The sequence below is a fragment of the Pedobacter sp. genome, assembly GCF_046462515.1.
In the GTDB taxonomy this organism is placed as follows: Bacteria; Bacteroidota; Bacteroidia; order Sphingobacteriales; family Sphingobacteriaceae; genus Pedobacter.
The window spans coordinates 276,225-298,586 of the sequence record NZ_JBKGVD010000009.1; the positions used below are offsets into that span (position 1 = coordinate 276,225).

The 22,362-nt window shown below is 36.2% G+C and carries 17 protein-coding genes; 3 read left to right on the plus strand and 14 right to left on the minus strand.

Annotated elements, in window-relative coordinates; all coding sequences use genetic code 11:
* Positions 1–70: 70 nt before the first annotated feature.
* Complete coding sequence (locus tag ACLHG9_RS13190; protein ID WP_410221968.1) at positions 71–2,344, plus strand: Tex family protein; 2,274 nt, start codon at positions 71–73, stop codon at positions 2,342–2,344.
* A 41-nt stretch (positions 2,345–2,385) separates the two neighbouring features.
* On the opposite strand, the gene ACLHG9_RS13195 is transcribed toward ACLHG9_RS13190, so the two are convergent.
* Both ACLHG9_RS13195 and ACLHG9_RS13200 read right to left on the minus strand, forming a co-directional pair.
* Positions 2,386–3,120 (minus strand): glycosyltransferase family 32 protein, encoded by a 735-nt coding sequence (locus ACLHG9_RS13195; protein ID WP_410221969.1) that lies wholly within the window; start codon positions 3,118–3,120, stop codon positions 2,386–2,388.
* A gap of 4 nt (positions 3,121–3,124) precedes the next feature.
* Positions 3,125–4,642, minus strand: a complete 1,518-nt coding sequence (locus tag ACLHG9_RS13200) for a lipopolysaccharide biosynthesis protein (RefSeq protein ID WP_410221970.1) — start codon at positions 4,640–4,642, stop codon at positions 3,125–3,127.
* Between the two features lie 115 nt (positions 4,643–4,757).
* Between ACLHG9_RS13200 and ACLHG9_RS13205 the strand changes: the two genes are divergently transcribed.
* Positions 4,758–5,507, plus strand: a complete 750-nt coding sequence (locus ACLHG9_RS13205) for a glycosyltransferase family 2 protein (RefSeq protein WP_410221971.1) — start codon at positions 4,758–4,760, stop codon at positions 5,505–5,507.
* A 3-nt stretch (positions 5,508–5,510) separates the two neighbouring features.
* Here ACLHG9_RS13205 and ACLHG9_RS13210 read toward each other — a convergent pair whose 3' ends face one another.
* The 12 genes from ACLHG9_RS13210 to ACLHG9_RS13265 form a co-directional block, all read right to left on the minus strand.
* The gene (locus ACLHG9_RS13210) at positions 5,511–6,428 is read right to left on the minus strand and encodes a glycosyltransferase family 2 protein (protein WP_410221972.1); all 918 of its coding nucleotides are present in this window, start codon (positions 6,426–6,428) and stop codon (positions 5,511–5,513) included.
* A gap of 23 nt (positions 6,429–6,451) precedes the next feature.
* Positions 6,452–7,660 carry a glycosyltransferase gene (locus tag ACLHG9_RS13215; RefSeq protein ID WP_410221973.1) on the minus strand — a complete coding sequence of 403 codons (1,209 nt, stop codon included), beginning with the start codon at positions 7,658–7,660 and terminating at the stop codon, positions 6,452–6,454.
* Between the two features lie 104 nt (positions 7,661–7,764).
* Positions 7,765–8,958 carry a glycosyltransferase gene (locus ACLHG9_RS13220; RefSeq protein ID WP_410221974.1) on the minus strand — a complete coding sequence of 398 codons (1,194 nt, stop codon included), beginning with the start codon at positions 8,956–8,958 and terminating at the stop codon, positions 7,765–7,767.
* Positions 8,942–10,381: an O-antigen ligase family protein gene (locus ACLHG9_RS13225; RefSeq protein WP_410221975.1), complete on the minus strand. Its 1,440-nt coding sequence runs from the start codon at positions 10,379–10,381 to the stop codon at positions 8,942–8,944. Before ACLHG9_RS13225 ends, ACLHG9_RS13220 begins: the two co-directional genes overlap by 17 nt.
* A gap of 10 nt (positions 10,382–10,391) precedes the next feature.
* Positions 10,392–12,560 carry a GumC family protein gene (locus ACLHG9_RS13230; RefSeq protein WP_410221976.1) on the minus strand — a complete coding sequence of 723 codons (2,169 nt, stop codon included), beginning with the start codon at positions 12,558–12,560 and terminating at the stop codon, positions 10,392–10,394.
* 6 nt (positions 12,561–12,566) lie between these two features.
* Positions 12,567–13,247 carry a TolC family protein gene (locus tag ACLHG9_RS13235; protein WP_410221977.1) on the minus strand — a complete coding sequence of 227 codons (681 nt, stop codon included), beginning with the start codon at positions 13,245–13,247 and terminating at the stop codon, positions 12,567–12,569.
* 20 nt (positions 13,248–13,267) lie between these two features.
* Entirely contained in the window at positions 13,268–14,338 is a 1,071-nt protein-coding gene (locus ACLHG9_RS13240; protein ID WP_410221978.1) for a sugar transferase, read from the minus strand.
* On the minus strand, positions 14,338–14,733 hold the full coding sequence (locus tag ACLHG9_RS13245) for a response regulator (protein WP_410221979.1): 396 nt from the start codon (positions 14,731–14,733) through the stop codon (positions 14,338–14,340). The genes ACLHG9_RS13240 and ACLHG9_RS13245 overlap by 1 nt, the downstream gene beginning before the upstream one ends.
* Before the next feature lie 95 nt (positions 14,734–14,828).
* Positions 14,829–15,305, minus strand: coding sequence for an Lrp/AsnC ligand binding domain-containing protein (locus tag ACLHG9_RS13250; protein WP_410221980.1), 477 nt, complete (start codon positions 15,303–15,305; stop codon positions 14,829–14,831).
* 544 nt (positions 15,306–15,849) lie between these two features.
* On the minus strand, positions 15,850–17,154 hold the full coding sequence (locus tag ACLHG9_RS13255; protein WP_410221981.1) for an amidohydrolase family protein: 1,305 nt from the start codon (positions 17,152–17,154) through the stop codon (positions 15,850–15,852).
* Positions 17,147–20,188, minus strand: a complete 3,042-nt coding sequence (locus ACLHG9_RS13260) for an amidohydrolase family protein (protein ID WP_410221982.1) — start codon at positions 20,186–20,188, stop codon at positions 17,147–17,149. The genes ACLHG9_RS13255 and ACLHG9_RS13260 overlap by 8 nt, the downstream gene beginning before the upstream one ends.
* 106 nt (positions 20,189–20,294) lie before the next feature.
* On the minus strand, positions 20,295–21,566 hold the full coding sequence (locus ACLHG9_RS13265) for an MFS transporter (RefSeq protein WP_410221983.1): 1,272 nt from the start codon (positions 21,564–21,566) through the stop codon (positions 20,295–20,297).
* Positions 21,567–21,730: 164 nt separating this feature from the next.
* Here ACLHG9_RS13265 and ACLHG9_RS13270 point away from each other — a divergent pair, with 164 nt between their 5' ends.
* Positions 21,731–22,180, plus strand: coding sequence for a cytochrome B (locus tag ACLHG9_RS13270; RefSeq protein WP_410221984.1), 450 nt, complete (start codon positions 21,731–21,733; stop codon positions 22,178–22,180).
* The last annotated feature ends 182 nt before the right edge of the window (positions 22,181–22,362 follow it).

Sequence of the window (22,362 nt, forward strand, 5' to 3'; positions counted from 1 at the left end):
GATTATTTTTCCATATTTAAGTCCTCAAATTAAAAACTTGAGGACTTTTTAATTTTCTGCACTTAGAATAATGAATGCCAATTATCAATACATCGCAACCAGATTAACTTTAAAAGATAAACAGGTTAAGGCAACTTTAGATCTTTTGGAAGAAGGAGCAACCATTCCTTTTATATCAAGATATAGGAAAGAAGTTACCGGGAGTCTTGATGAAGTTCAAATTGCTCAGATTAGAGATCTGGCTCAGCAGCTCCGAGAACTTGAAAAAAGGAGAGAAGCTATTTTAAAGTCGTTGACAGAACTTGATAAGCTTAGTCCCGAATTAGAGAAAAAAATAAGAGAAGCAGAAACATTAAGTCTTCTTGAAGATATTTATCTTCCATTTAAACCAAAAAGAAAGACTAGAGCAAGTGTTGCAAAAGAAAAAGGATTAGAGGCCCTAGCATTAAAAATCTTTGCCCAGCATAAAATAGATCTGGAAAGTGAAGCAGAAGCCTTTGTTAATGATGAAAAAGGGATAAGCACCGTAGAAGATGCCATTGCTGGCGCAAGAGATATTATTGCAGAACTGATTAGTGAACATAGTGATTCTAGAGGAAGGATGAGATCATATTTTGAAAAGAATGCGACTTATAAGAGCACTGTGGTTAAAAATAAAGAAGCTGATGCAATTAAATACAAAGACTATTTTGATTGGGAAGAAAAGGCTAGAACTGCACCATCGCATAGAGTTTTGGCAATGAGGAGAGGTGAAGAAGAAGGCTATCTAAAACTGGACGTATTACCTGAAGATGAAGGCGCAATCACAATTTTGCAACAATTGTTCATTAAAGGAAACAACAGCGCAAGTCATCAGGTTGATCTAGCTTTGCAAGACGGCTATAAACGCTTGTTAAAACCAGCTATGGAAACCGAGCTAAGGGCTATGACTAAACAAAAAGCAGATGAGGAAGCTATAAGGGTATTTGCAGAAAATGTGAGACAATTGTTGATGGCTGCTCCTTTGGGCCAAAAAAATGTAATGGCCATAGATCCGGGATTTAGAACAGGCTGTAAAGTGGTTTGTTTAGACAGACAAGGCAATCTATTAGAAAATGTAACCATTTATCCACATACTGGACAAGGAAATATTAAGGATGCAGAATGGAAAATTAGTCAGCTTTGCGATAAACATGAGATTGAAGCAATAGCAATCGGTAATGGAACAGCAGGCCGTGAGACTGAAACTTTTGTAAGGAATTTGAAATTGGCAAATATTGCCATTGTTATGGTAAATGAAAGTGGAGCTTCTATCTATTCTGCATCGTCATTGGCCAGAGAAGAATTTCCCGATTACGATGTTACGGTGAGAGGTGCGGTATCTATAGGCAGAAGATTAATGGATCCATTGGCTGAACTGGTTAAAATAGACCCTAAGTCTATAGGCGTAGGTCAATATCAGCATGATGTAGACCAGGGCAAATTACAACAAAGTTTAGATGATACAGTAATGAGCTGTGTAAATGCTGTTGGGGTAGAGCTCAATACAGCTTCTAAGCAAATTCTTGCGTATGTGTCTGGACTAGGAGAGAACTTAGCTCAAAATATCATTAATTACAGAACTAAAAACGGGCCCTTTAAAAATCGCGAAAGCCTTAAGAAAGTGCCAAGGCTAGGGGATAAAGCCTTTGAGCAAGCTGCGGGATTTTTGCGTATTAGAAATGCAGAGAATGTTTTAGATAGTAGTGGAGTGCATCCTGAGCGTTATAATTTGATTAAAGAAATGGCTGCTGATCTGGGTGTAGATATAAAGCAATTGATGCAGGATAAAACGTTACACCAAAGAATTCACCTAAACAAATATGTAAGTGCTGAAATAGGATTGCCAACGTTACAGGATATTATGAAAGAGTTGGCAAAGCCCGGTCGTGATCCCCGTGAGGAATTTGAGGCATTTAGTTTTGCTGAGGGTATAAATAGCATAGCAGATTTAAAAACAGGAATGAAGCTGCAAGGAATCGTTACCAATATTACCAACTTTGGTGCCTTTGTAGATATTGGTGTACATCAGGATGGTTTGGTACATACAAGCCAAATGGCAAATAGATTTGTTGCCAACCCTAATGAAATTGTAAAAGTTAGCCAAGTTGTAAGTGTAACGGTAACAGATGTTGATGTTGCCCGTAAACGAATTTCCTTGTCTATGAAAGAAGAAGTAAAAGGACAGCAGGCAACAAGAAATCAGGAAAGGCAAACTCAGAAAAAAGAACATAAACCTAAACACTTCCAGCAAGTTAAAACAGAGAAAGAAGCAGATGGTGATTTACAAGCCAAATTAGCTAAGCTCAAGGGCATGTTTAAATAAAAATTAATGCCATTTCAGGAGTTTTCCTGAAATGGCATATGCTATTCACCTTTTATTTTCCGGTATTTCCCTGAAAGATAATCGGAAATTCTTTTACCTAATAAAGCATTGGCTATTTTTCCCATCCAGCTATATTCTTTATCATGTATCCATGAACCTGCAAAATGGTGTATACAATATGTATTGTCTGTAAGATTTATCTTTAATGTTTTCCAGCTTTTTGGACAGAAATAATCACTAGGATAAATGGTACAATAATTTTCTATTTTTTGGAAAGAGTTATTAATCAATACACCTTTTTTATTCTTCATGAACGCTGTTATGATTTCGGTATTGGGATTAATATCTAATTTGCCTTTTTCCATATAAAAGCTTCTGTCTTTATAATGAGAGAGAAGGTCGCTTATCCACGGCCCACCCTTTTCACTGCCCATAATTGCTGAAGAGATAAGTAAATTATCTTCAAAACCTGTGAAAGCTTTATTGTCAAGTATAGAGGCGTCTAATGGCCGCAAGAATTCTACATCGGTATCCATGTATATCCCACCTATTTTTTTTAAAGCATATAAGCGGCATACATCAGATACAAAAGCAAATTTACGTTCTTTATAAGCCTCGGCCGAAAAAATATAGTTGTTAATATCAAAGTTATCTTCATTCCATTCCATGATTTCGTAATCAGGAAGATGCTTTTTCCATGATTGGATACACTCTAAAGCTAAAGAGGATTTCTCTCCCCTGCCAAACCAGCAATAATGAATAATCTTAGGTATCATAAACTTATCTTTTCCTCACTTTCTTGTAGATATCTGTTAAGGTAGCTTTGTCAAACTTCATAACTATAGTAACGGCCAATAATACTATCCCAATGGTGCAGCTATTTAGGATAAACATAAACCAGGAATCTACCGAAATCCAGTTTAGCTTTCTCCAACCATAAGTAATCAATATCAGAGCGCTAAAACCGGCTAGGCCTTTAATAATTTTAATGAAAAAAAACCACCTGCTTTCCTGTAAGCAATACGCGGCATACAAAGGAGTGAATGTTAAATGACTAAACACACCACTAATTAAAGCTGCTACAGGAATAGCATATATTCCTAATGAACTATATATACATAGTATGATTACCAAAACGAAGTTTAAGATAGAAATGAAGATTCCCCAAAAAGAGGCTATTTTAAGCTTATTAGTGATTACAAAAACGTGGTAAACGGTTTCTATTGTACCATGTACAATAAAGGGTACCAGCGTGATAATAGAGAGAATATGAAGAGCGTGAGCATCTTGGGTAGGTAACCATAATCTAAAAAAGGCATCACCGTACACAAAGAATACAGATAGCGGTAAAAGAACTACTACAAAAATTGCTTTAAACGACAGATCTAAGTTCTGCTTCAACTTATTCATATCATTTTGTGCATAGGCCTTGAGCATTTCAGGCAAGAAGATAGGTACAATAATTCCTAGCAAAATATAGATTGCATTAGGAATAAATTTAGTGAGGGATAAAAACCCCATGCCAGAAGCTTTGAAGAAATGGTTAGCTATAAGCAGATCAAGCTGCGTATTGATTACATTTGACAGGGCTATAACCGAATTCCATATGCCTGAACCCACAATTACAGATAAGGCACTGCGTGAAAAAAACGACCAGCTGATATGTACCTCAGGGAGCAGCTTTTTGGTAATTCTGTAATTGGCATAAAATACATAGATGGCAGTTACGAGGGTTACTACACCTAAAAAGTGTATTCTCGGCGTAAAAAAATAAAACAGTAAAATAATAGCTCCTAATTTTAATATATTAGATATAATATTGATGACAGCCAACTTATCAAATCTGTTTAAAGCAAATGCTGTTACTGAAAAAACCGCCGAAGAAACATTAATAACCAGACTTAACAAGATGAATACAAAGAGCAGGCGTACATCGTAAACCAATCCATCAGGAATATCCAATATCTTATCAATGAAGAAGCAGAATAATGCACTGACAAGCAAAAATACAAGCGAAATCAGCAAATTGCCAAATAGTACAGAATTGAAATAGGTATTTACTTCTTTGATGTCCTTTTTCTCGAGACTAATAGTAATATATCTGCTCGACATAGAGTTTAGCGCAGTGGTAATAATACCGGCATACATAACAAAGTTATTAGATAAAGGATAGAAACCATAAGCCTCCTTACCCAGATGTTCTACAATATATGGCGTTAAAAAGAAAGAAATACCGACACCTGAAAGGGCGCTAAAGAAATTGGAGACCAGATTAATTATAAAACGTCTTTTATCCATATGTAAACAGTTGTACTAAAGTAATCGTTTTATCCGACTACTTGAACGGATTGTTATAATTTATCTTTATTTTGGCTGTAATTAAACCATTTGACTTATCTTAAATAGATTTTGATTGGAACCTCTTGTATCAATTATTACTCCTTGTTATAACTCAGCAGATTTTATAACTGCAACCCTAAACTCGGTACTTGAGCAAAGCTACCAGAACTGGGAGCTGATCGTTATTGATGATCAGTCTAAAGACGATACATGTGAACTGGTTGAAGCTTTTTTGCAGCGGGAACCTAAAATTAGATTAATTAAGCTTGAAAAAAACGGAGGAGTAGCTAATGCCCGTAATATAGGTTTGGAAGAGGCTAAAGGTAAATATATTGCCTTTTTAGATAGCGATGATATCTGGCTTAAAGAGAAATTGGCCACTCAGGTAATTTATATGGAAGAAAAGTCCTTACCTATGTCGTTCTTTGCCTATCATAGAATAAATGAAGAAGGAGAGATTATTTCAGGAAAGATAAGCGTTCCTTATAATGTAAGTTATAAAAAGCTTTTATGGCACAACGTAATTATCTTTTCTACTTCAATGGTTTTAAAAAGTGCAATTGGTGGTTTGCGATTTAAAAAAGCAGGGCATGAAGACTGGATTTTCTGGCTCGACTTATTTAAGCAATGTGGCAATGGTTATGGAATTAATAAGCCTCTGGTTCAATACCGGATCAGAAAAGGATCTGTATCGGCTAACAAATTGAAAGCAGCAGGTTATACCTGGAAAATACTAAGAGAAAATGAAAAAATAGGGTTAATAAAATCGATGTATTTATTTAGTAAATACGCTGTGGCAACGGTATGGAAAAGATTGAAATAAGTATTAATCTTTAATTGTGAAACCTAAACTTTTACTGTTTTTCCCGTGGGTATAATTCCAGAGTAGCCCCTTAAATACCCATTTGGCTAAATTAGCTTGTTTACTAAACAGAAGTTTTAAAATGCTTTTCGGGCAGGCTATCAATGTATAGTAAACCGCAAATAACACGGTATTTAACCAGCCTGTATTTTTCCTGATAAAGAGCATCCGGTTACGGGTATTAAAATAGGTTTTTATAGGGCTTGCTTTACCTACGCTCATTGATTCTTTATGGTAAATAAAAGTCTTTCCGGTAAACCAGATCTGTTTACCCACTCGTTTAAATTTCTCGCACCAGTCTAATTCTTCATAGTACAGAAAATAATTTTCGTCCATTAATCCAGCTTTCTGCAAATCTGATTTTCGGCATATTACAGCAGCACCATGGCAAAATCCGGTTTGGTAAGATAAATCATTGTATTGCCCTCTATTTTTATCAAACTGTCCTATGCAGGCATTGCGACCTGTTAAATAGTTAATAGGGGTGTAACCCGCATATTGTATAATGTCTGGATAATCAAAATATAATAACAAAGGAGACAGAAGGCCGATGTTTTCATTAGCTTCCATTTCTGCTACCATGGTTTCTATGCATCTTTCGGGTATCTCGGTATCGTTATTAAGCAGAAAAATATAATCACCTTTAGCTTGTTTAATCCCTAAATTGTTTCCACCAGCAAAACCTAAATTCTTTTTCGATTGGATGTATCTGATGTTTTGGAAATGAGGTTGAAAAATCAGCTCCATATTTTTAACTGCACCATTATCTACAATGATTACCTCAATCTGATCAGGGGAACAGGATTTTGCTATCGATTTCAGTAAATCGATAGTAACATCTGGTTGATGATAATTAACGGTAATGATAGAGATTTGTGCCATCCGTTTCTAATAGCTGTTTTGCATTATTGTTTGTTCTTTTCTACCTGTTGAATAGCCCTATAAATTTCTTCTGCATTTTTTTCCCAAGTGTGGGTCTGGGCAAAAGCAATACGTTCCTGTTCCCGCTTACTGTTATTTTCAGTTAATGCTTTTTCGGCAAGAACAACATAATCTTCTTTGGTGTCAGCAATATAAACATAATCCTTAAAAATACTTATAGCCTCTGTTTTTGTGGCTAAAGTAGGTTTGCCCATAGCTAGGTATTCATCTATTTTACGGGGATAATTGCCAATAGTTAAAGGGTTAACTGCCTGCGGGTTTAAGCAGATGTCAAAACCTTTGATATAGGCTGGGAGAGTTTCGGGTTTTTGAGGACCCAAGAAATGTACATTGGCTAATTGATGAAGCCTGCTTTTTGCGAAAACCTCATCTTCTGGTCCTACTAAAACAATACTCCAGTCGGGGCGTTGCTCCGCCAAATGCAGTAGAATATGCTCATCAAGTCTTACAGACAATAGAGCGCCTACATAACCCAATATAGGCTTCTTAATAGCAGAAAGTGCTTTAGGAACTTTAACATTATCATCGTTTTTGAACATTTCAAGGTCGCATCCCTGTCCTACGTAGAAAGAATTTGAATTATATTGCTTACAATAATTTGCTAAATAAACTGAATTTGCTACGCAAAGATCACTTTTCTGGATCAATTCTGGTTCAAGGTATTTACCATGCCGGCCCCAGTAAGCAGTGGCCAGTAAATTATCTCTTGAGTAGTAAATGCTCAAATTGGGCTTTAAAAGTTCTTTTGAATGATAGCTTCTGAACATATCGCTATCATTAAACAAAATAAAGTTCTTAAAGCCTAATTCAGAAATGACTTTCTTAACGGATTTACTAAACCGTTTGTTATTGATTTTATTGAATAACCTGAATACTGAAGTCCATTTGATCCAGTTGATAGATTCAATAATTACATCGGGATAAAAAGTCCATAGATTAGGCGCTATTTCTTCTAGCCCGTTTTGATAACCTTCAACAATGCGTATGCGCTTTTTCACATTTTCTGTATGTCGCTGCTGGAATTTTGTTCTACGGTCTAAAGGAGCATTGATATACAATACCCGGTTATGTTTACTAAACTCTAAGGCCAGATCTTTACAGTTGCTGCCTATAGGCGTATCCCAAGGTTGCTGACCCACTACAACTATATCTCTATTTTCAATAATAGGCATGGTTTTATCATTAGTTTTTTACCTTTTTATAAGCATTTAGGCCGCTTATAAAACCAATTATACCAAAAACTACACCCGGAATAATCAATAATTCTAAAGGCATATCAATTCTTATCAACAGGTTTATTGCTATGTGGGGTTACCATAAAAGATTTCTTGGCCTTGCCAATACTAAATAAAGCCACTACCATACCTAACATAGCCTTAGGTATTTGTAACATAGCAATATACAATCTCCTATCTACGTAAAACCTCCTTGGAACAGCAATTAATAAAGTTAAACAAAGACAAATAAATAAACCACTCCAAAATATAACAGCAGGGCCAAAAGGATTAAAAAAAGATTGTAAGGTCATGATAAAAAGCAATCCTAACAAAAGCATTCTGGGCATCAAGAATGTTTGAAGTGTTTTATTGAAAAACTCTAAGTTGCCTTTGAATAACTGAGCAAAGCCTTCGAAAGCGTATTTTTTGAGAAATTCTACTTGTGAAGCAATCCAACGGGTACGTTGCTTGGTAAAAACTTTAGCATTTTCTACCTTTTCGTCATATACATATACATCGTTCAGGTAAGCCACATGAACTTTGTCTTTGGCAATCATAAAATCAAGCTGTTTATCTTCTCCAACTGTTTCTCCGATGTTATTTAATAAGTTACGGAAATATTCAAATTCGAAAGCCATTCCGGAACCAATAAGCGCTGGCGAAAAACCTAAAACGGCCTGACCTTTCCGGTAAATATGGTTGTTTACTTCTTCGTTGCAGGCATCTAAAAAGGCAAAGCTGCTATCCATATTTTTTGCTGTACGGTGCGTTTGTACTACTCTTTTGCCTCGTTCAAAAGCATTATTGATATAATTTAAGCAATTCTCACTCATCACATTATCTACATCGAGCACTACGGCAACATCAAATCCTTGGTATTCTAATTGGTTCATGGCAAATTTCATAGCTTTTCCCTTTGTGCTCTTTTCAAAGAAAACTTCAATTACCTTAGCTCCAAACTCTTTTAAGGTGTGGAGAGTCTCTGCTTGTAGGCCATCTGCAATAACAATTACTTCAAAAGACCCATTATATGAATGCCTTAATGCTGCTTTTACACTTTCTACAATAACCACATTCTCCTGATAAGTTGGAAACAGTAAGGCTATTTTGCGGTATTGCTTTGCTGCAGTTTTTGATTTTGGTAAACTAAATAAGCCAACAAGAGTAAAAAAAGCCAAATAGCAGCAATTAAGCAGGAGATATATGCCCAATAACCAAAATAAAAAGTTTAAAACGCTATATATTACTTCCATTTTCTTTTAATTCTTGAGATTGCTTATCTAACATAGGTGCAATAAATACGAATGACCATGACATGAACATAATTACAGAAGAAGGCATACCATTCATTATTTCGTTACCATAACTACAAATAAAACAACCTACTGTACCCGAAGTAAGCGCAACCATCTTAACTTTAAGTTTAGGGTCTTTCAGTTTCCATACAATACCACTGCACTTACCTATGATATAAGCATTTATGGAGAACCAGATGAGCAAGCCAACAATACCGTACATTACCCATACCTTAACCCAATAACTGTCTGGTTGCACATTGGCTATGGGTTTATCGGCATTATAGGTAGTACCGTTCATGCCGCTCATACCTAAACCTGCGCCAAAAGGCAGGTCTCTTAGCATGAACTTTAGTTTCTTTTGATTTTCAAGCCTCACATTAAAAGAAGCATCTTTAGGATTTAAGGCGCTACGCAAACGCCGTACCTGAAAAATCTCATCACCAATATTGGTATATTTAAGCACCCACAAGCCGCTGAGAGCGAAGGTTGTACCGATAATCAGTAGTTTAAAGTTCTTACTCAAGAAAAGCGCATAGAATAACCCTGAAACTAAGGCAAACAAAGCACCCCTTGTTCCTGAAATACCCATGCCATATAGAAACAGTAATCCTGCTATGGCAAGTATAATCTTTTTCATAAAACCAAAAGGCCCCGAAGCCAGCACCAATGCTATAACCGCCATAATAGCTTGGGATGCACCAAATTGTCCGGCATCTGAATAGGTAGAAAATACCCTTAATTTTCCTTCGAGGATATGTGTATAATCATTGCCCGCATTTAGCCATTGTTGTTCGCCATTGGTTACGCCCAAATAAAGTTGCTTTATACCATATAACGTAGCTATTGCAGAAAAAAATAGGATAAACAGGATAAAACGATTGAGATCCTGTTTATTATTGAACAATAGAAAAACAAGTGGGGCAATTAAAAGCCAGCTTAAAGCAGTGAACCTAAACTCGTTAAACCAGCCAGTTAAACTGCCTCCTGCAGGGTTAAAAATTTCTAAAAAACTAATTATAAACCAGATTAACGAAAGAATAACATGTTCATTCTTTAAATTTTTCCAGTTAAAGCGATTTTTATTGACCAGAAGACTACACCAGGTAAGAAGAAGAATGCCATCTAACGCAATACCAACAGGAATTTTAAGAAAAGATTTAGAAACGAAACCTAAAAGGAAGCAGTAACCAAAGTATATCCAAAATGCAACTTTGGGCTCTTTAAACAAAGAAATGATAAATGTACCCAAAGCAGCTAAGGCCATTACTGTTACAGGTCCTAAAAAGCCATATTGATAGATCGATCCGGCTACCAGAACAGAAAGGCTCATTGCAACCAAAAAGAACAATATTTTTTTTTTGCTGTCAGTAATATACATGTGCAACTTGTTAAGCATTGGTGCGCTTATTCCGTTTCACACCGTCAATTAACCATCCAATAAATTTATTATCCTCTTTAAGATCTTTAATGGCTTCTTTATCTTTTTCCCCGATAGAGTTACCCGCCATAAAAGTAGCTAAGTATTTTTCAGTGAATAAAGTCCATTCTTTCATATCATTAACCGTATTTAAAGGGTCAAGACAGATAATGATCAGATCAAACTCTTGCTTAAGCTTGTTAAAAGACTGGATAAGAGTGTTTTTATCATTTCTCTCTAATAAAGAAAAGCCTTCAAGATCGTTATTTAAATAAGTAATGAGCTTGTTTTTTTGTATACTGGAATCCTGAAAAACGGCTTTAATAGATTGATCTGTAGGTACATTTAATTTTTGTGCCTCAAAGCCAACCTCATTGTTGCCAATCAAAAGAACCTGTTTGTTAAGGCGTGCAAATGCATAAGCCAGGCTTATTGCAGAAGAGTAATAATATTTATCTGGGTCTAAGGAAGTAATACCCAAGATTTTAAAATCTTCTTTTGACAAAATTTTATTAATCTCAAATCGAGCGTGACGTAACAGGTTTTTGTACGTTAACCGATCTGGATAAGACTCTGCCGTTTTCCAAAGGTCGTGAATATTACCACTATCGCCTTTAATAAGGCTTAATTCTCCAATAACTCTGCCATTTGTAACCTCTTCAAGCTGTTTATGGTTATTAATGGAGTGATCAAAAACATGAATAATAAAAAGAATAAAAAAGCAGATGGCAAAGCTAGCGATAGCAGCCAGTGCCATATATATAATCTTTTTAGAAGCTTCGGGTGAGCTGGGTACGCCTTCCTGCTCTAATTGCAGGCGCAATCCTATATTTTTATCGAGATTGGTTTGATTGTAACGATTTAGGATGTCTAAGTATTCTTTGGTAGCCACATCTGCATCACGTTCGTATTTCTGTACACCGGCATCAAAAGGAACCATGGTGGTAAACTTCGCGTTTAATTTTGTCAGTTCATCATCAATATCTTTGATACTTGCTCTGGTTTTGTCCAAATCAACACCCAGAGATATACGTCTGAGTACTAAACTCTGTTTAGCCACTAAGGGGTCGCTTACATAATTATCATTGGATTTTACTAATTGTGCATTAAGCAGTTGTTGAAGAGAGTCCACTTTCTTTTTGTCTTTAGCTAGGAACCCCCCGTCTATATAATCATTTTCGGCAGCATGTACTTTATTCTTTAAACTAATAATTGCTTGATTGTCCTGAGAAAGCTCGGCCCCGAGATACTTATCCTGATCTCTGCTTTGCAAATTTTTGTTTACGTTGTTTAAAGCCGATTGTAAGGATTGCAGATCAATTAATGCCTGTGATTTCTTGTTCTCGTAGTCTATGATTTGCTGATAAACGATTTGTGATTGCTTGTCAAGATTTAATACCCTGTTTTTAATTTTATACTCTTTTAACTGTTGGTTCTTTTCGTTCATTATTCCTTCTTTTTTACGAAGAAGAGAATCCAGTACAGTTATGGATTTATTCTTATTGCTGATCAGATCAAGGCTGTAATTATTTATAAAATCACGAGAAAGCGTATTAACCACGAAAACAGAAAGAAAGGTGTTATTTGAGGTAAACTCTACCGTAACAAAATCGCTGTTATCTTCATGACTGATGGACAATTTTTTACTTAACGTTTTGGCATCATAGCCCATTGATTTTACCAGATTATATAATTTGATGTGGTAATTATCTAAGGGAGTTAATACCTGTTTTTGAGCCAAACGCTCTTCAAATAACCTAATTGCTTCCTGTCTTTCGGTTGCACTTAAAGCTTTTACATCATCGCTTAGATTTTTGAAAGGCTTCTGCGGGTTTTTAAGATCATGTAATATTAAGCGGTAAGAAAGAATGCTCATATTTCTGGGCATGGCCATAATATCCATGATATTGGTAAACTGCTGATTAATCTTGATTAAAAGATCGGGACCGGAATAAGAAGGAACATCTGGAGCAACCTGTCTCGAAGGATCTAATAAGCCTGTAGATAATTTGGCTTGCGATTTATATTCTTTAGGAAGATTTTTAACAAGTAAATAGGTTATGCAAAGCGTTATTGTAGGAATTGCAATAATCAACCATTTATATCTAGCAATAAGATTTAAAAATTCTCTAATATTCATAATCGCTTATTTCACGTCCTCTAATTTTTGCCCAATTAATGTCTCTAAAGTATCTTTTGCTTTTAATAGATTAAGTTCGGTAAGGAGTTTCTCTGATTGAGCGGAAGAAGTTAGCGCCTTGGCCTTGCTATATACATCCAATGAAACTTCACCCTTTTCAAACTTATACTTTAGTCCATCACTGGCAGCTTTATTATCAATATAAGCCTGTGCTTTTACTTTAAGGTCATTAAATAACTGCAGATATTCATAATATTTTTGTCTTACTTCTGATTCTAAGATCAGATCATATTCCTTCGTTTGAAAAGTAGCAGCCTTATATTCTTCCTTAGCCTGTTTAACCAATGAAGGTGTTCGCAAAAACATCCCTAAATTAAGATAAACTCCAAATTGGAAACCATTTATAGAGTAAGGATTGGCATTATTGATGATTGTAGCATTATCAGGCCTGTAAAAATAGGAAACATTAAGAGCTTCGAGATAAGTAGCAGAAGCAACACCAATCTTGGCTTTAGCACTTAACTCACTGGATTTAAACATTTGCCTCTTAGGATAATTCTGTTTAGCTAAGTCAACATACTTTTGCAACAAGGGCGTGTTAATCTGGTTAATGATATCGTCCTGAGCAAAAACACCCTTTGAAGCGAGCAGGATAAACAGAAACGCAAAGTATGTATATCTTTTCATTCAGCTAATTTAAACATAAATTACACCTTTTCTTTTTGAAAAAGCACAGGTATAGTCATAAATATTATTTTCAAATCTAACCAAATAGAGAACTTTTTGTTGTAAAAATTATCAAGTTTCTTTCTTTCGCGGTCAGACATATCACTTTTACCTCTTTTAATGATCTGCCAAAGCCCTGTAATACCTGCTGGGCCTAGAAAACGCATAGACCATTCATTGGTGGTAAGCTGCTCTGCTTCGTATAAAGGAAGCGGACGGTTACCCACTATAGACATATCGCCTTTTACAACGTTAAACAACTGGGGCAATTCATCAATACTAGTGTTTCTTAAGAAACTACCCAATTTGGTTACACGTGGATCATTTTGGAGTTTAAAGAATGCAGATTCGCCATATTGATTTTTGGTCATCAAACTCTGAACTTCTTTATCTGCATTTTGTCGCATAGATCTAAATTTATAGAAATCGAAGATTTTGTAGCCTGTACCCACCCTTTTGCTGGTATAAAATACCGGCCCTCTTGAATCTAGTTTAATGAGAATGGCAACAATTAAAAATACCGGACTTAGCAAAACAAGTGCCGCTGTAGAAAATATAATATCAAAAGCTCTTTTTAAAAATGGTGCTTTATATTGCTGAAGTGGTTGCTCAGGAAGATTTTTGAGTTGCTCGTTTAAGATTTTATAGGCAGATAAAAACTCCAGCCTTAGTTGTACATCTTTAAAATTAAATGGAGGTGTATAGCAATCGCTTACTCTTGCATCAAATGCTTTTTGCGTAATGGCGGCATCGGGCTCAGTAAGTAGAAATATGATTACAATGTTACGGCTTAACCAGTTTTTCTTTAACGAGTCAACAAGATTAAATGCTTCATGAGCATGTGCAGGATCAACCTCTAAAAAAATTGAAACATTAAGTTCAAATACAGAGAGATTGCTCACAATATCAAAAATCTCATTGTAAGAGGCGGCCTTTCGCAAACCATGCGGAAAACTAAAGGTTTCTTTTATTTGTCCTTCGTACTTATTAGCAAAATAAATAATATTAAATCGCGGCTGATTTGAATTAAAAGAAGGGGTTTGATTTTCCATTAGTCTAACAATGACTTAATATGTTCCTGTAATTTTGAGGGATTAAAAGGCTTTGGTATCAACAAATTGAAATTATAAGGCAGTTTTGCCGCTAAATCCTCTAAAGAATAAGCTGCAGATAATAAGATAACAGGTATATTTCTGTAATATCCGCTTGATTTAAGGCCCCTTACAAAGTCTATACCATCAACATAAGGCATCAGCAAATCCGAAATAATTAAATCGGGCATATTACCTTCATCCATCCAACTGATGGCCTCTAAACCGTTATTATGTACAACAAGATTATAATCTTTTTTTAAAATGAATTCCAGAAGCTTAAGAACAGTAACCTCATCATCTACCAATAAAATTGTTTTTTTGTTAAAAGCTAATTCTGAACTAAGGCTGCGCATTTTGGCTGTGGAAAAAATTTCTTAATATTCTACAATAATCTTTAAAATTCTCAAAAAAATACACAAAATCAATAAAAAATATAAAATAATTGTAACTATAACAATTCTATTTGCCTTTTAATGCTTTCTTCCAGCGATATGAGGGTTTCTGTTCTTTGTATTCCCTTTACGGCCTGTATCTCTTCATTGAGCACGTAACGTAAATGATCGGTGTCTCGACAAGTAATTTTAGCGAACATACTATACGAACCCGTAGTATAATGCAATTCTACTACTTCTTTAATTTTACTTAGCTGTTCTACGGCATCTTTGTATAAAGAACCTTTTTCGAGATAAATACCCAGAAAGGCTGTAATATCATAGCCAGCTTTTCTGGGGTCTATGATTAAATGAGAGCCTCTTATGATGCCCATATCTGCCAACTTTTTCATTCTTACGTGCACTGTCCCTCCAGAAATAACTAATTCTTTTGCAATTTCTGTATAGGGCTTGGTGGCATCGTGCATCAATTGGGTAAGAATCTGAATGTCGAGATTATCAATTTCTAAATTTTGGCTTTCTTTTTTAAACATGAAATGCTGATTTTTTAATAAAAGTAGTAAAATATTATAAATATTTAAAAAATTAAAATAGTTTATTGAAATATTTGTAACATAATTGGGGTTTAACTTATATTTGTAATAAGCAAAACAAAAAAAGTTCTTTAATTAATTTTTATTGTAGGGTGGTGAAACAGGCAGACACACCTCCTTGTCTCGGTGGCGGAGAATACGGGAACTCTGGAAACAGATCAACTACTCCTTGAAGGTTCGAGTCCTTCCCCTACAGCTTTTTATTGTGCAATATAAACATTGCAGATTAAAATAAATACTGTTGGGTGGTGAAATTGGCAGACACACCTCCTTGTCTCGGTGGTGGGGATTATGGGATAAACAAGAATATATCTTGGCTACAATTGGATATACTTTTGCTAACTACCTCTTGAAGGTTCGACTCCTTCCCCAACAGCTTTTTAAATAAATAGTAAGTTAGTTAAGGGAGCGGTTCTATGATTAGGATCGCTTTTTTTATGAAATAAAAAAGCCTTCCGGATTTCGGAAGGCTTAATGCTAAAGGTTACTTGATTCCGTATTTATCACTAAATTTCTTGTCAAGTTGCTTGTGCAGGTTGTCTAGATTGATATCCCTGCCCTGTATAAAGGCTCTTTCTACTTTGTTTGATTTCATGTCCAAAGCATCACCGGCAGATATAAACAGTGTGGCATCTTTACCACTTTCTATACTGCCTATGGATTTATCCATGCCTAATATTTTGGCTGTATTTAAGGTAATAGTTTGTAATGCCTTTTCTTTATCTAGGCCCCAAGCCGATGCTGTTCCAGCCATAAAAGGAAGATTTCTCTGCTGCCAGAAACCATCAATACTTATTGCAACCAATACGCCTGAATTAACTAAGTTGGCCACATTTTTATAAGGCTGGTTAACATCATCATCTGTGTTGTTAGGTAAAGAGTGAGGCTTATCTACAACTACGCCTACATTGTTTTCTTTTAAGAAATCGGTAACAAGGTAAGCTTCAGATGCTCCGGTAATTACAGGAGTAATGCCAAAGCTTTTTGCAAAAGTAACTGCCGCAACAATATCTTTTTGCGTATTGGCATTGATAAACAGTTTCTGGGTTCCTTTAAAAAGCCCGGCCATTGCAGCAAATCTGGTATTGGTTTCTGCTGGTTTGGCTCCTTCGTTGTAAGCTTTTGCTTCGGCAAAGAAACTTTTTAGTTCTGCAATTGCATTTTGCGTACGTTCGGCAAAGCTTTCGGCATTAAATCCGCCTCTGCCACCAAAACCTCTGAATCTAGGCATAGTAGGCCAGCTTAAATGCATAGCGTCATCTGTTTTAATAGCGGCGTCTTCCCAATTCCAGGCATCTAATTGTACCACCGATGAACTACCAGAAATTGTACCTCCCTGCGGAGTAATCTGTGACATTAATACCCCGTTGGTACGTAAAGTAGCCTGTACTTTTGAGTCGGTATTGTAAGCAACGATAGACCTAATATGTGGATTCATGACACCGATTTCAGAAAAATCTATTGTAGCTTTTACAGATTCAAATTCTACCAGACCTAAATTATTGGTCGGCGCAATAAATCCAGGGTAAATATGTTTACCATTCGCGTTGATCACTTCGCCATCAGCCGTACTGAATTTAACAGTTGTAGCATCTCCTGCAGCTGTGATCTTGCCTTTTTCAAACACAACATAACCATTGTTGTACACCTGGCCATTGCCCACATGTAAAACACCACCCATAATGATGATCTTTTTTGACTGTGGTTTTGCAGGAGAGATATTTGCCTGTGCAAAAGCGCCAAAGGTTGTGGCAAATGCAAAAAATGCGCTTAAAATATATTTATTCATGGCCATGTCCTCCTTCTGTTACGATAGCTTCGAAGCCTGCTGAATAATCACTTAAAGTTTCGCAGTTATATAATGTAGAGGCCATTCCGGTTGGGCGCTGCATTCTGCCTCCTTTGTTTTTACTTTCTAACATTTTTTGAGTTAAACGGGCTCTTTCGGCCTGCTGTTGTTTTAGTTTTTGTGCATCTTTTTCTATATCCCAGTACAGAATGCCATCAACAAAAGTTTTTTCTACTTTAGCGTAAATAGACAGCGGATTATCAGACCAGATAACAACATCGGCATCTTTACCAACTTTTAAACTGCCAACTTTATCATCGATGTGCAGCATTTTAGCCGGATTTAAAGTTACAAACTTAAATGCTTCTTCTTCAGGTACGTTACCATAAAGTACTGCTTTTCCTGCTTCCTGATTTAAACGACGGGCCATTTCTGCATCATCAGAGTTGAAAGCAGTGGTAATACCTACATTGTGCATAATCTTTCCATTGTAAGGAATGGCTTCGGCAACTTCGTATTTATAAGCCCACCAGTCAGAGAAAGTAGAACCTGCAATGTTATGCGCTTTCATTTTATCGGCTAGCTTATAACCTTCCAAAATGTGCGTAAAAGTATTGATCTTAAAGCCTAAGCTGTCTGCAACATGTATAAGCATGTTTATTTCTGATTGTACATAAGAGTGACAAGTGATAAATCTCTTGTTGTTCAATATTTCAACCAAAGCATCAAGTTCTAAATCTCTGCGTACATTGTTGCCTTTAACTTTTAATGCGGCTTCATAATCTTTAGCCCGGGTAAAAGCATCAACAAAAGTTTGCTCAACCCCCATGCGGGTAACCGGGAAACGTTGCCCTGTACCAAAATTGCTTTGTTTTACGTTTTCACCTAATGCGAATTTGATGAAACCATCGGCTCCCGCAAACTTCAGTTCTTCAGGCAGTTTACCCCAACGTAATTTAATCAGTTGAGACTGACCTCCAATTGGGTTTGCCGAACCATGCAGGATTTGCGAAGTCGTTACGCCTCCAGCCAATTGACGATAAATATTAATGTCTTCAGAGTTAAGAATATCGCCTATGCGCACCTCAGAAGATACCGATTGTGCGCCTTCGTTAATGCCACCGCTACCAGCAATATGCGAGTGTTCATCTATAATACCTGGTGTTACGTGCTTACCCGTTGCATCAATAACTTTTGCGTTACCTGCACTAAGGTTTTTACCAACAGCTTTTATTTTGCCATTCTCTAAAAGTACATCAGCATTTTGAAGAATACCATCTTTTTCATTGGTCCAAACCGTAGCATTTTTTAAAAGAACAGTTTCTGCTTTAGGTTGAACTTCATTACCAAAAGCCTGGAAAGGGTATAGCATCGGTCCGTTTGCAGCAAGAGCAGCTTTTGGTTCCTCACGTTTAGGCATTTCTTTAGCTGCTTCTTTAAAAGTAGCCGTCCATTTACCCTCAGTTCCATCACTTAAAGCGGCTTCGCCTTTCATCACAATTGGATTAGCAGCAGATAAATACCCACTTAAACGAGTATCTCCTTTAGGATTTTTCTTTAGGTTAAAATTTAAAGTAACCCAGTCTCCGCTACGGTTAAACGTAGCATTAACTTTTACGCTATCAGTTCCTGCTCTTTCAATAGAGGCAGCATTTCCACCTGCGGTACCGGTTATTTTTAATACCAATGAGCCAATACCATCTACATTTAAGTTATAGGTACCTCTCAAATCGGTAACATCCATTTTATTTACAACGTAACGTTTACCTTGTACCCAGTTTTCATAAATGATGTTGTTGTTTTTGAAGATATTATCAGAAGTGATCAGAAAGTTGGCTAATTTGCCTTTTTCTAAAGAACCTACTTTATCACTGATACCTAAAAGCTTAGCTGGCACTTCAGTTATAGCTAATAAAGCTTGTTTTTCAGATAAACCATTCTCTATAGCGGTACGCATATTAGCCCAAAAATCTCGGGTATTATCTAAACCAAAAGCCGTAATGGCAAAATTAATACCCGATTTTTCTAATACACCTGGGTTTGAGGGTGCCATTTCCCAATTTTTCATTTGTGCAAGGCTTACGTTTCTAGCTTCTGCCGGATCCTCAACATCAAATGCTTTAGGGAAATTAATCGGTATAATCAGACTTGCTCCGGTAGCTTTAACAGCATCAATGCGTTGATATTCATCACCTGTTGATTTAACAATAAATTGTTTGTTAAACTCTTTGGCAATTTTATCTGCACGCAGGATATTGGCCCAGCCATCGGCCTCAAAAATCTGAGGCAGATTTTGTTGCTTATTAAATTCATCTAAAGAAATATTATATTCTTCTTTCTGGTTTTTATACCATGCCGCATCATAATAGGTTTGACGTAATAAGGCAATAGATCCCATTAAAGAGGTAGGATAATCATTAGAGGAAGTACCTTTATTAAAAGAGTAATTAGCTGCTGTCTGATCTTTTAGCATGACCTTATTATCACTCTCTTCATTTAATGTTACGGCAGCTGACGTACCGCGGGCAATGCCATCACGATTGATTACGTTCACACTTCCAAAACCTACTTTTCTAAGCTCATCAGCTTTTTTTGGATCAGAACTAAAAATAGCTTTAACCTCTGTTTCTGGTCTGATGGCCTCGTTCCAGTTGTAAGCTCCTTTTTTAGTTGAAGTGAAAATAGAACGACGGGCGCCACCGCCAAAGCCTCCTTGGGCGTTTCTTTGTGCTTCAGGTAAACCGTAGCTGGTAAAGGCATCAATCAAAGAAGGATAGATATATTTACCCTTTAAATCGATAACCACATAGCCTTTGGGTACAGTGGTACCTGCGCCTACAGATTGTATAACCTGATTTTTAATTAGCAAAACACCGTTGCTAATAGTTTGGTTGGCATTTACAACAATATTTGCATTGGTAAAAGCAAACTGCCCGCTCCTGATATCGGCTGAGCCGTTTACAGGAAAGGTTTGCTGTGCAAATAAAAGAAATGCAGAAAATACCAACGTTAAGGTTAGTATAGTTTTCTTCATAAATTAATAAATTAAATACTCCTTAAAGCTATTGATAAAACTGCATATAAAGTTAATTTAACTTACATTTTACAAAAGAAAATGAGGAGTGTATGAAGACGGTTCTTTAGGCTATTAGTGTTTCTTCATGCTGAGGTTGGGCTGTTATAGGCTGTGTTTTCTTTTTTACCATTCTATCTACCCTTAACATGAGCAAGATTGAAATAAGAGAAACAACTACCACCAGATAGCCTACAATGTCATAATGTTGAAGCGGGCTGAGTTTGTTTTCCTGATAAACAATTAAACCGGCAATAGCAGCGGCTATTCCTCCTGCTATTTGCTGTAAAGACGCGTTAATGCTCATGAAAGCTCCTCTGTCCTGCATCTCCGGAATTGCAGAGATCAATGTTGTAGAAGGTACCATTCTGCTCATGATTCCCATCATCATACAGATGTTTACCAATAATACCAGCATGAAAGGAGTGGCAGAAAGATTAGTATAAATCACACAAATAAGCATAAGCCATAAAGAGGCAAAGGTAAAGAGCTTGTATTTGTTAACTTTATCACTTAATCTGCCCACAAGCGGCATAATAACTAAAGAACTTAAGCCTGAGGCCATAAACAGAAATGGTAAATTTTCATGACTGATCTTTAGATTATTTACCGCAAATACGGTTCCGTAGGGCATCATCATAAAACCTCCTATAGATAAAACGGCGGTGGCCAGAAACCCGATACGATAAGGCTTGTTTTTAATGGTTTGTAGCAAGTGTTTCAATGCGTTTTTCTGTTGCTGCAAACCTAAGTGGGCATCAACCGGTTTTAAACGGACCGCAATCAGTAAAGCAATCAGTATTGCAAAAATAGCGATAAACAGAAAAGGGGCTTCCCAGCCTAATTTATTGGCAATATATAAGCCTATAGGTATACCTAGAACCTGACTGGCGCCAAAACCCATTTGCACAAAACCCATTACACGTCCTCTTTTTTCGAGCGTGAACAGATCTGTGATAATAGCCATTGAAATAGAACCGATAACTCCGCCAAATAAACCCGTTATAATGCGGGCTGCTACTAAGGTGTAAAAACTGTTTGCTATTCCACAGAAAAAAGTTCCTATTATAAATCCGGAATAAAAGAATAACAATAATTTTTTTCGGTCATATTTATCAGCAAAGCCCGCAGTTAATAAACCAGATATACCTGCACTGAAAGCATATGCTGAAACCACTATTCCGAAAGAAGAAGCTTTCATATCCATGGCTTTAATCAAAAGATCTCCTAGAGGAGACATGACCATAAAGTCTAAGATAACGGTGAATTGTGTGATAGCCAGGATAAAGATAACCAGTTTTTCATAACTGGTAAGAGTCACTTCGGGTTTTGGTTGCATAACAGCAAATATAAATGATGTATGATTTAATTTATATGATTGAATTATTAATTAATTGAAAGAGTTGTAGCACCCGATGTTACTACCGTTTGAGCAAGTATTTTAATAATAATGTTTTTTATAATGAATAATAACTATTTTTGACATACAAACACTCATTTAACATGGATATAAACGGAATTTTGAAAAGCGCTCACTCTGGTTGGAGGTATGTAGTGCTACTGTTGCTGATCGTAGCCGTATTGCAGGCACTGGCCGGATGGTTTGGCAAAAAACCTTATACAGAAGGGAACAGAAAACTTAATGTGTTTACCTTGATCAGCGCGCATATTCAACTGCTTTTAGGACTTGGAGTTTATTTTCTAAATGGTTGGTATAAAATGGATAGCTCTGTTGCTATGGGCCGTTATTGGAAAATGGAGCATATCAGCATGATGATATTGGCTATTATCTTGATCACTGTAGGTAATGCCAAATCTAAAAAAATAGCAGATGCTGTGGCAAAACATCGTACAATAGCTGTATTTTTTGGTGTAGCATTGTTATTAATTTTAGGGGCTATCTTTATGATGGTTAACGCAGACCCTTCAAGAACATTCTTTGGGATATCGTAAAAGACTCATTATGAGGTCTTGAGAAAAAAATGCAAAAAATTTTGATTATTTAACATTTTGTATATTTTTGCTTTACAATGATTAACAATAAACATACTTGGCAGTGGCGTCGTAATTCAAACAAGAGTTTCGTCATAGCCTCGTGTACCTTATAGTTTATCAACCTCAACCTAAACTTAAAT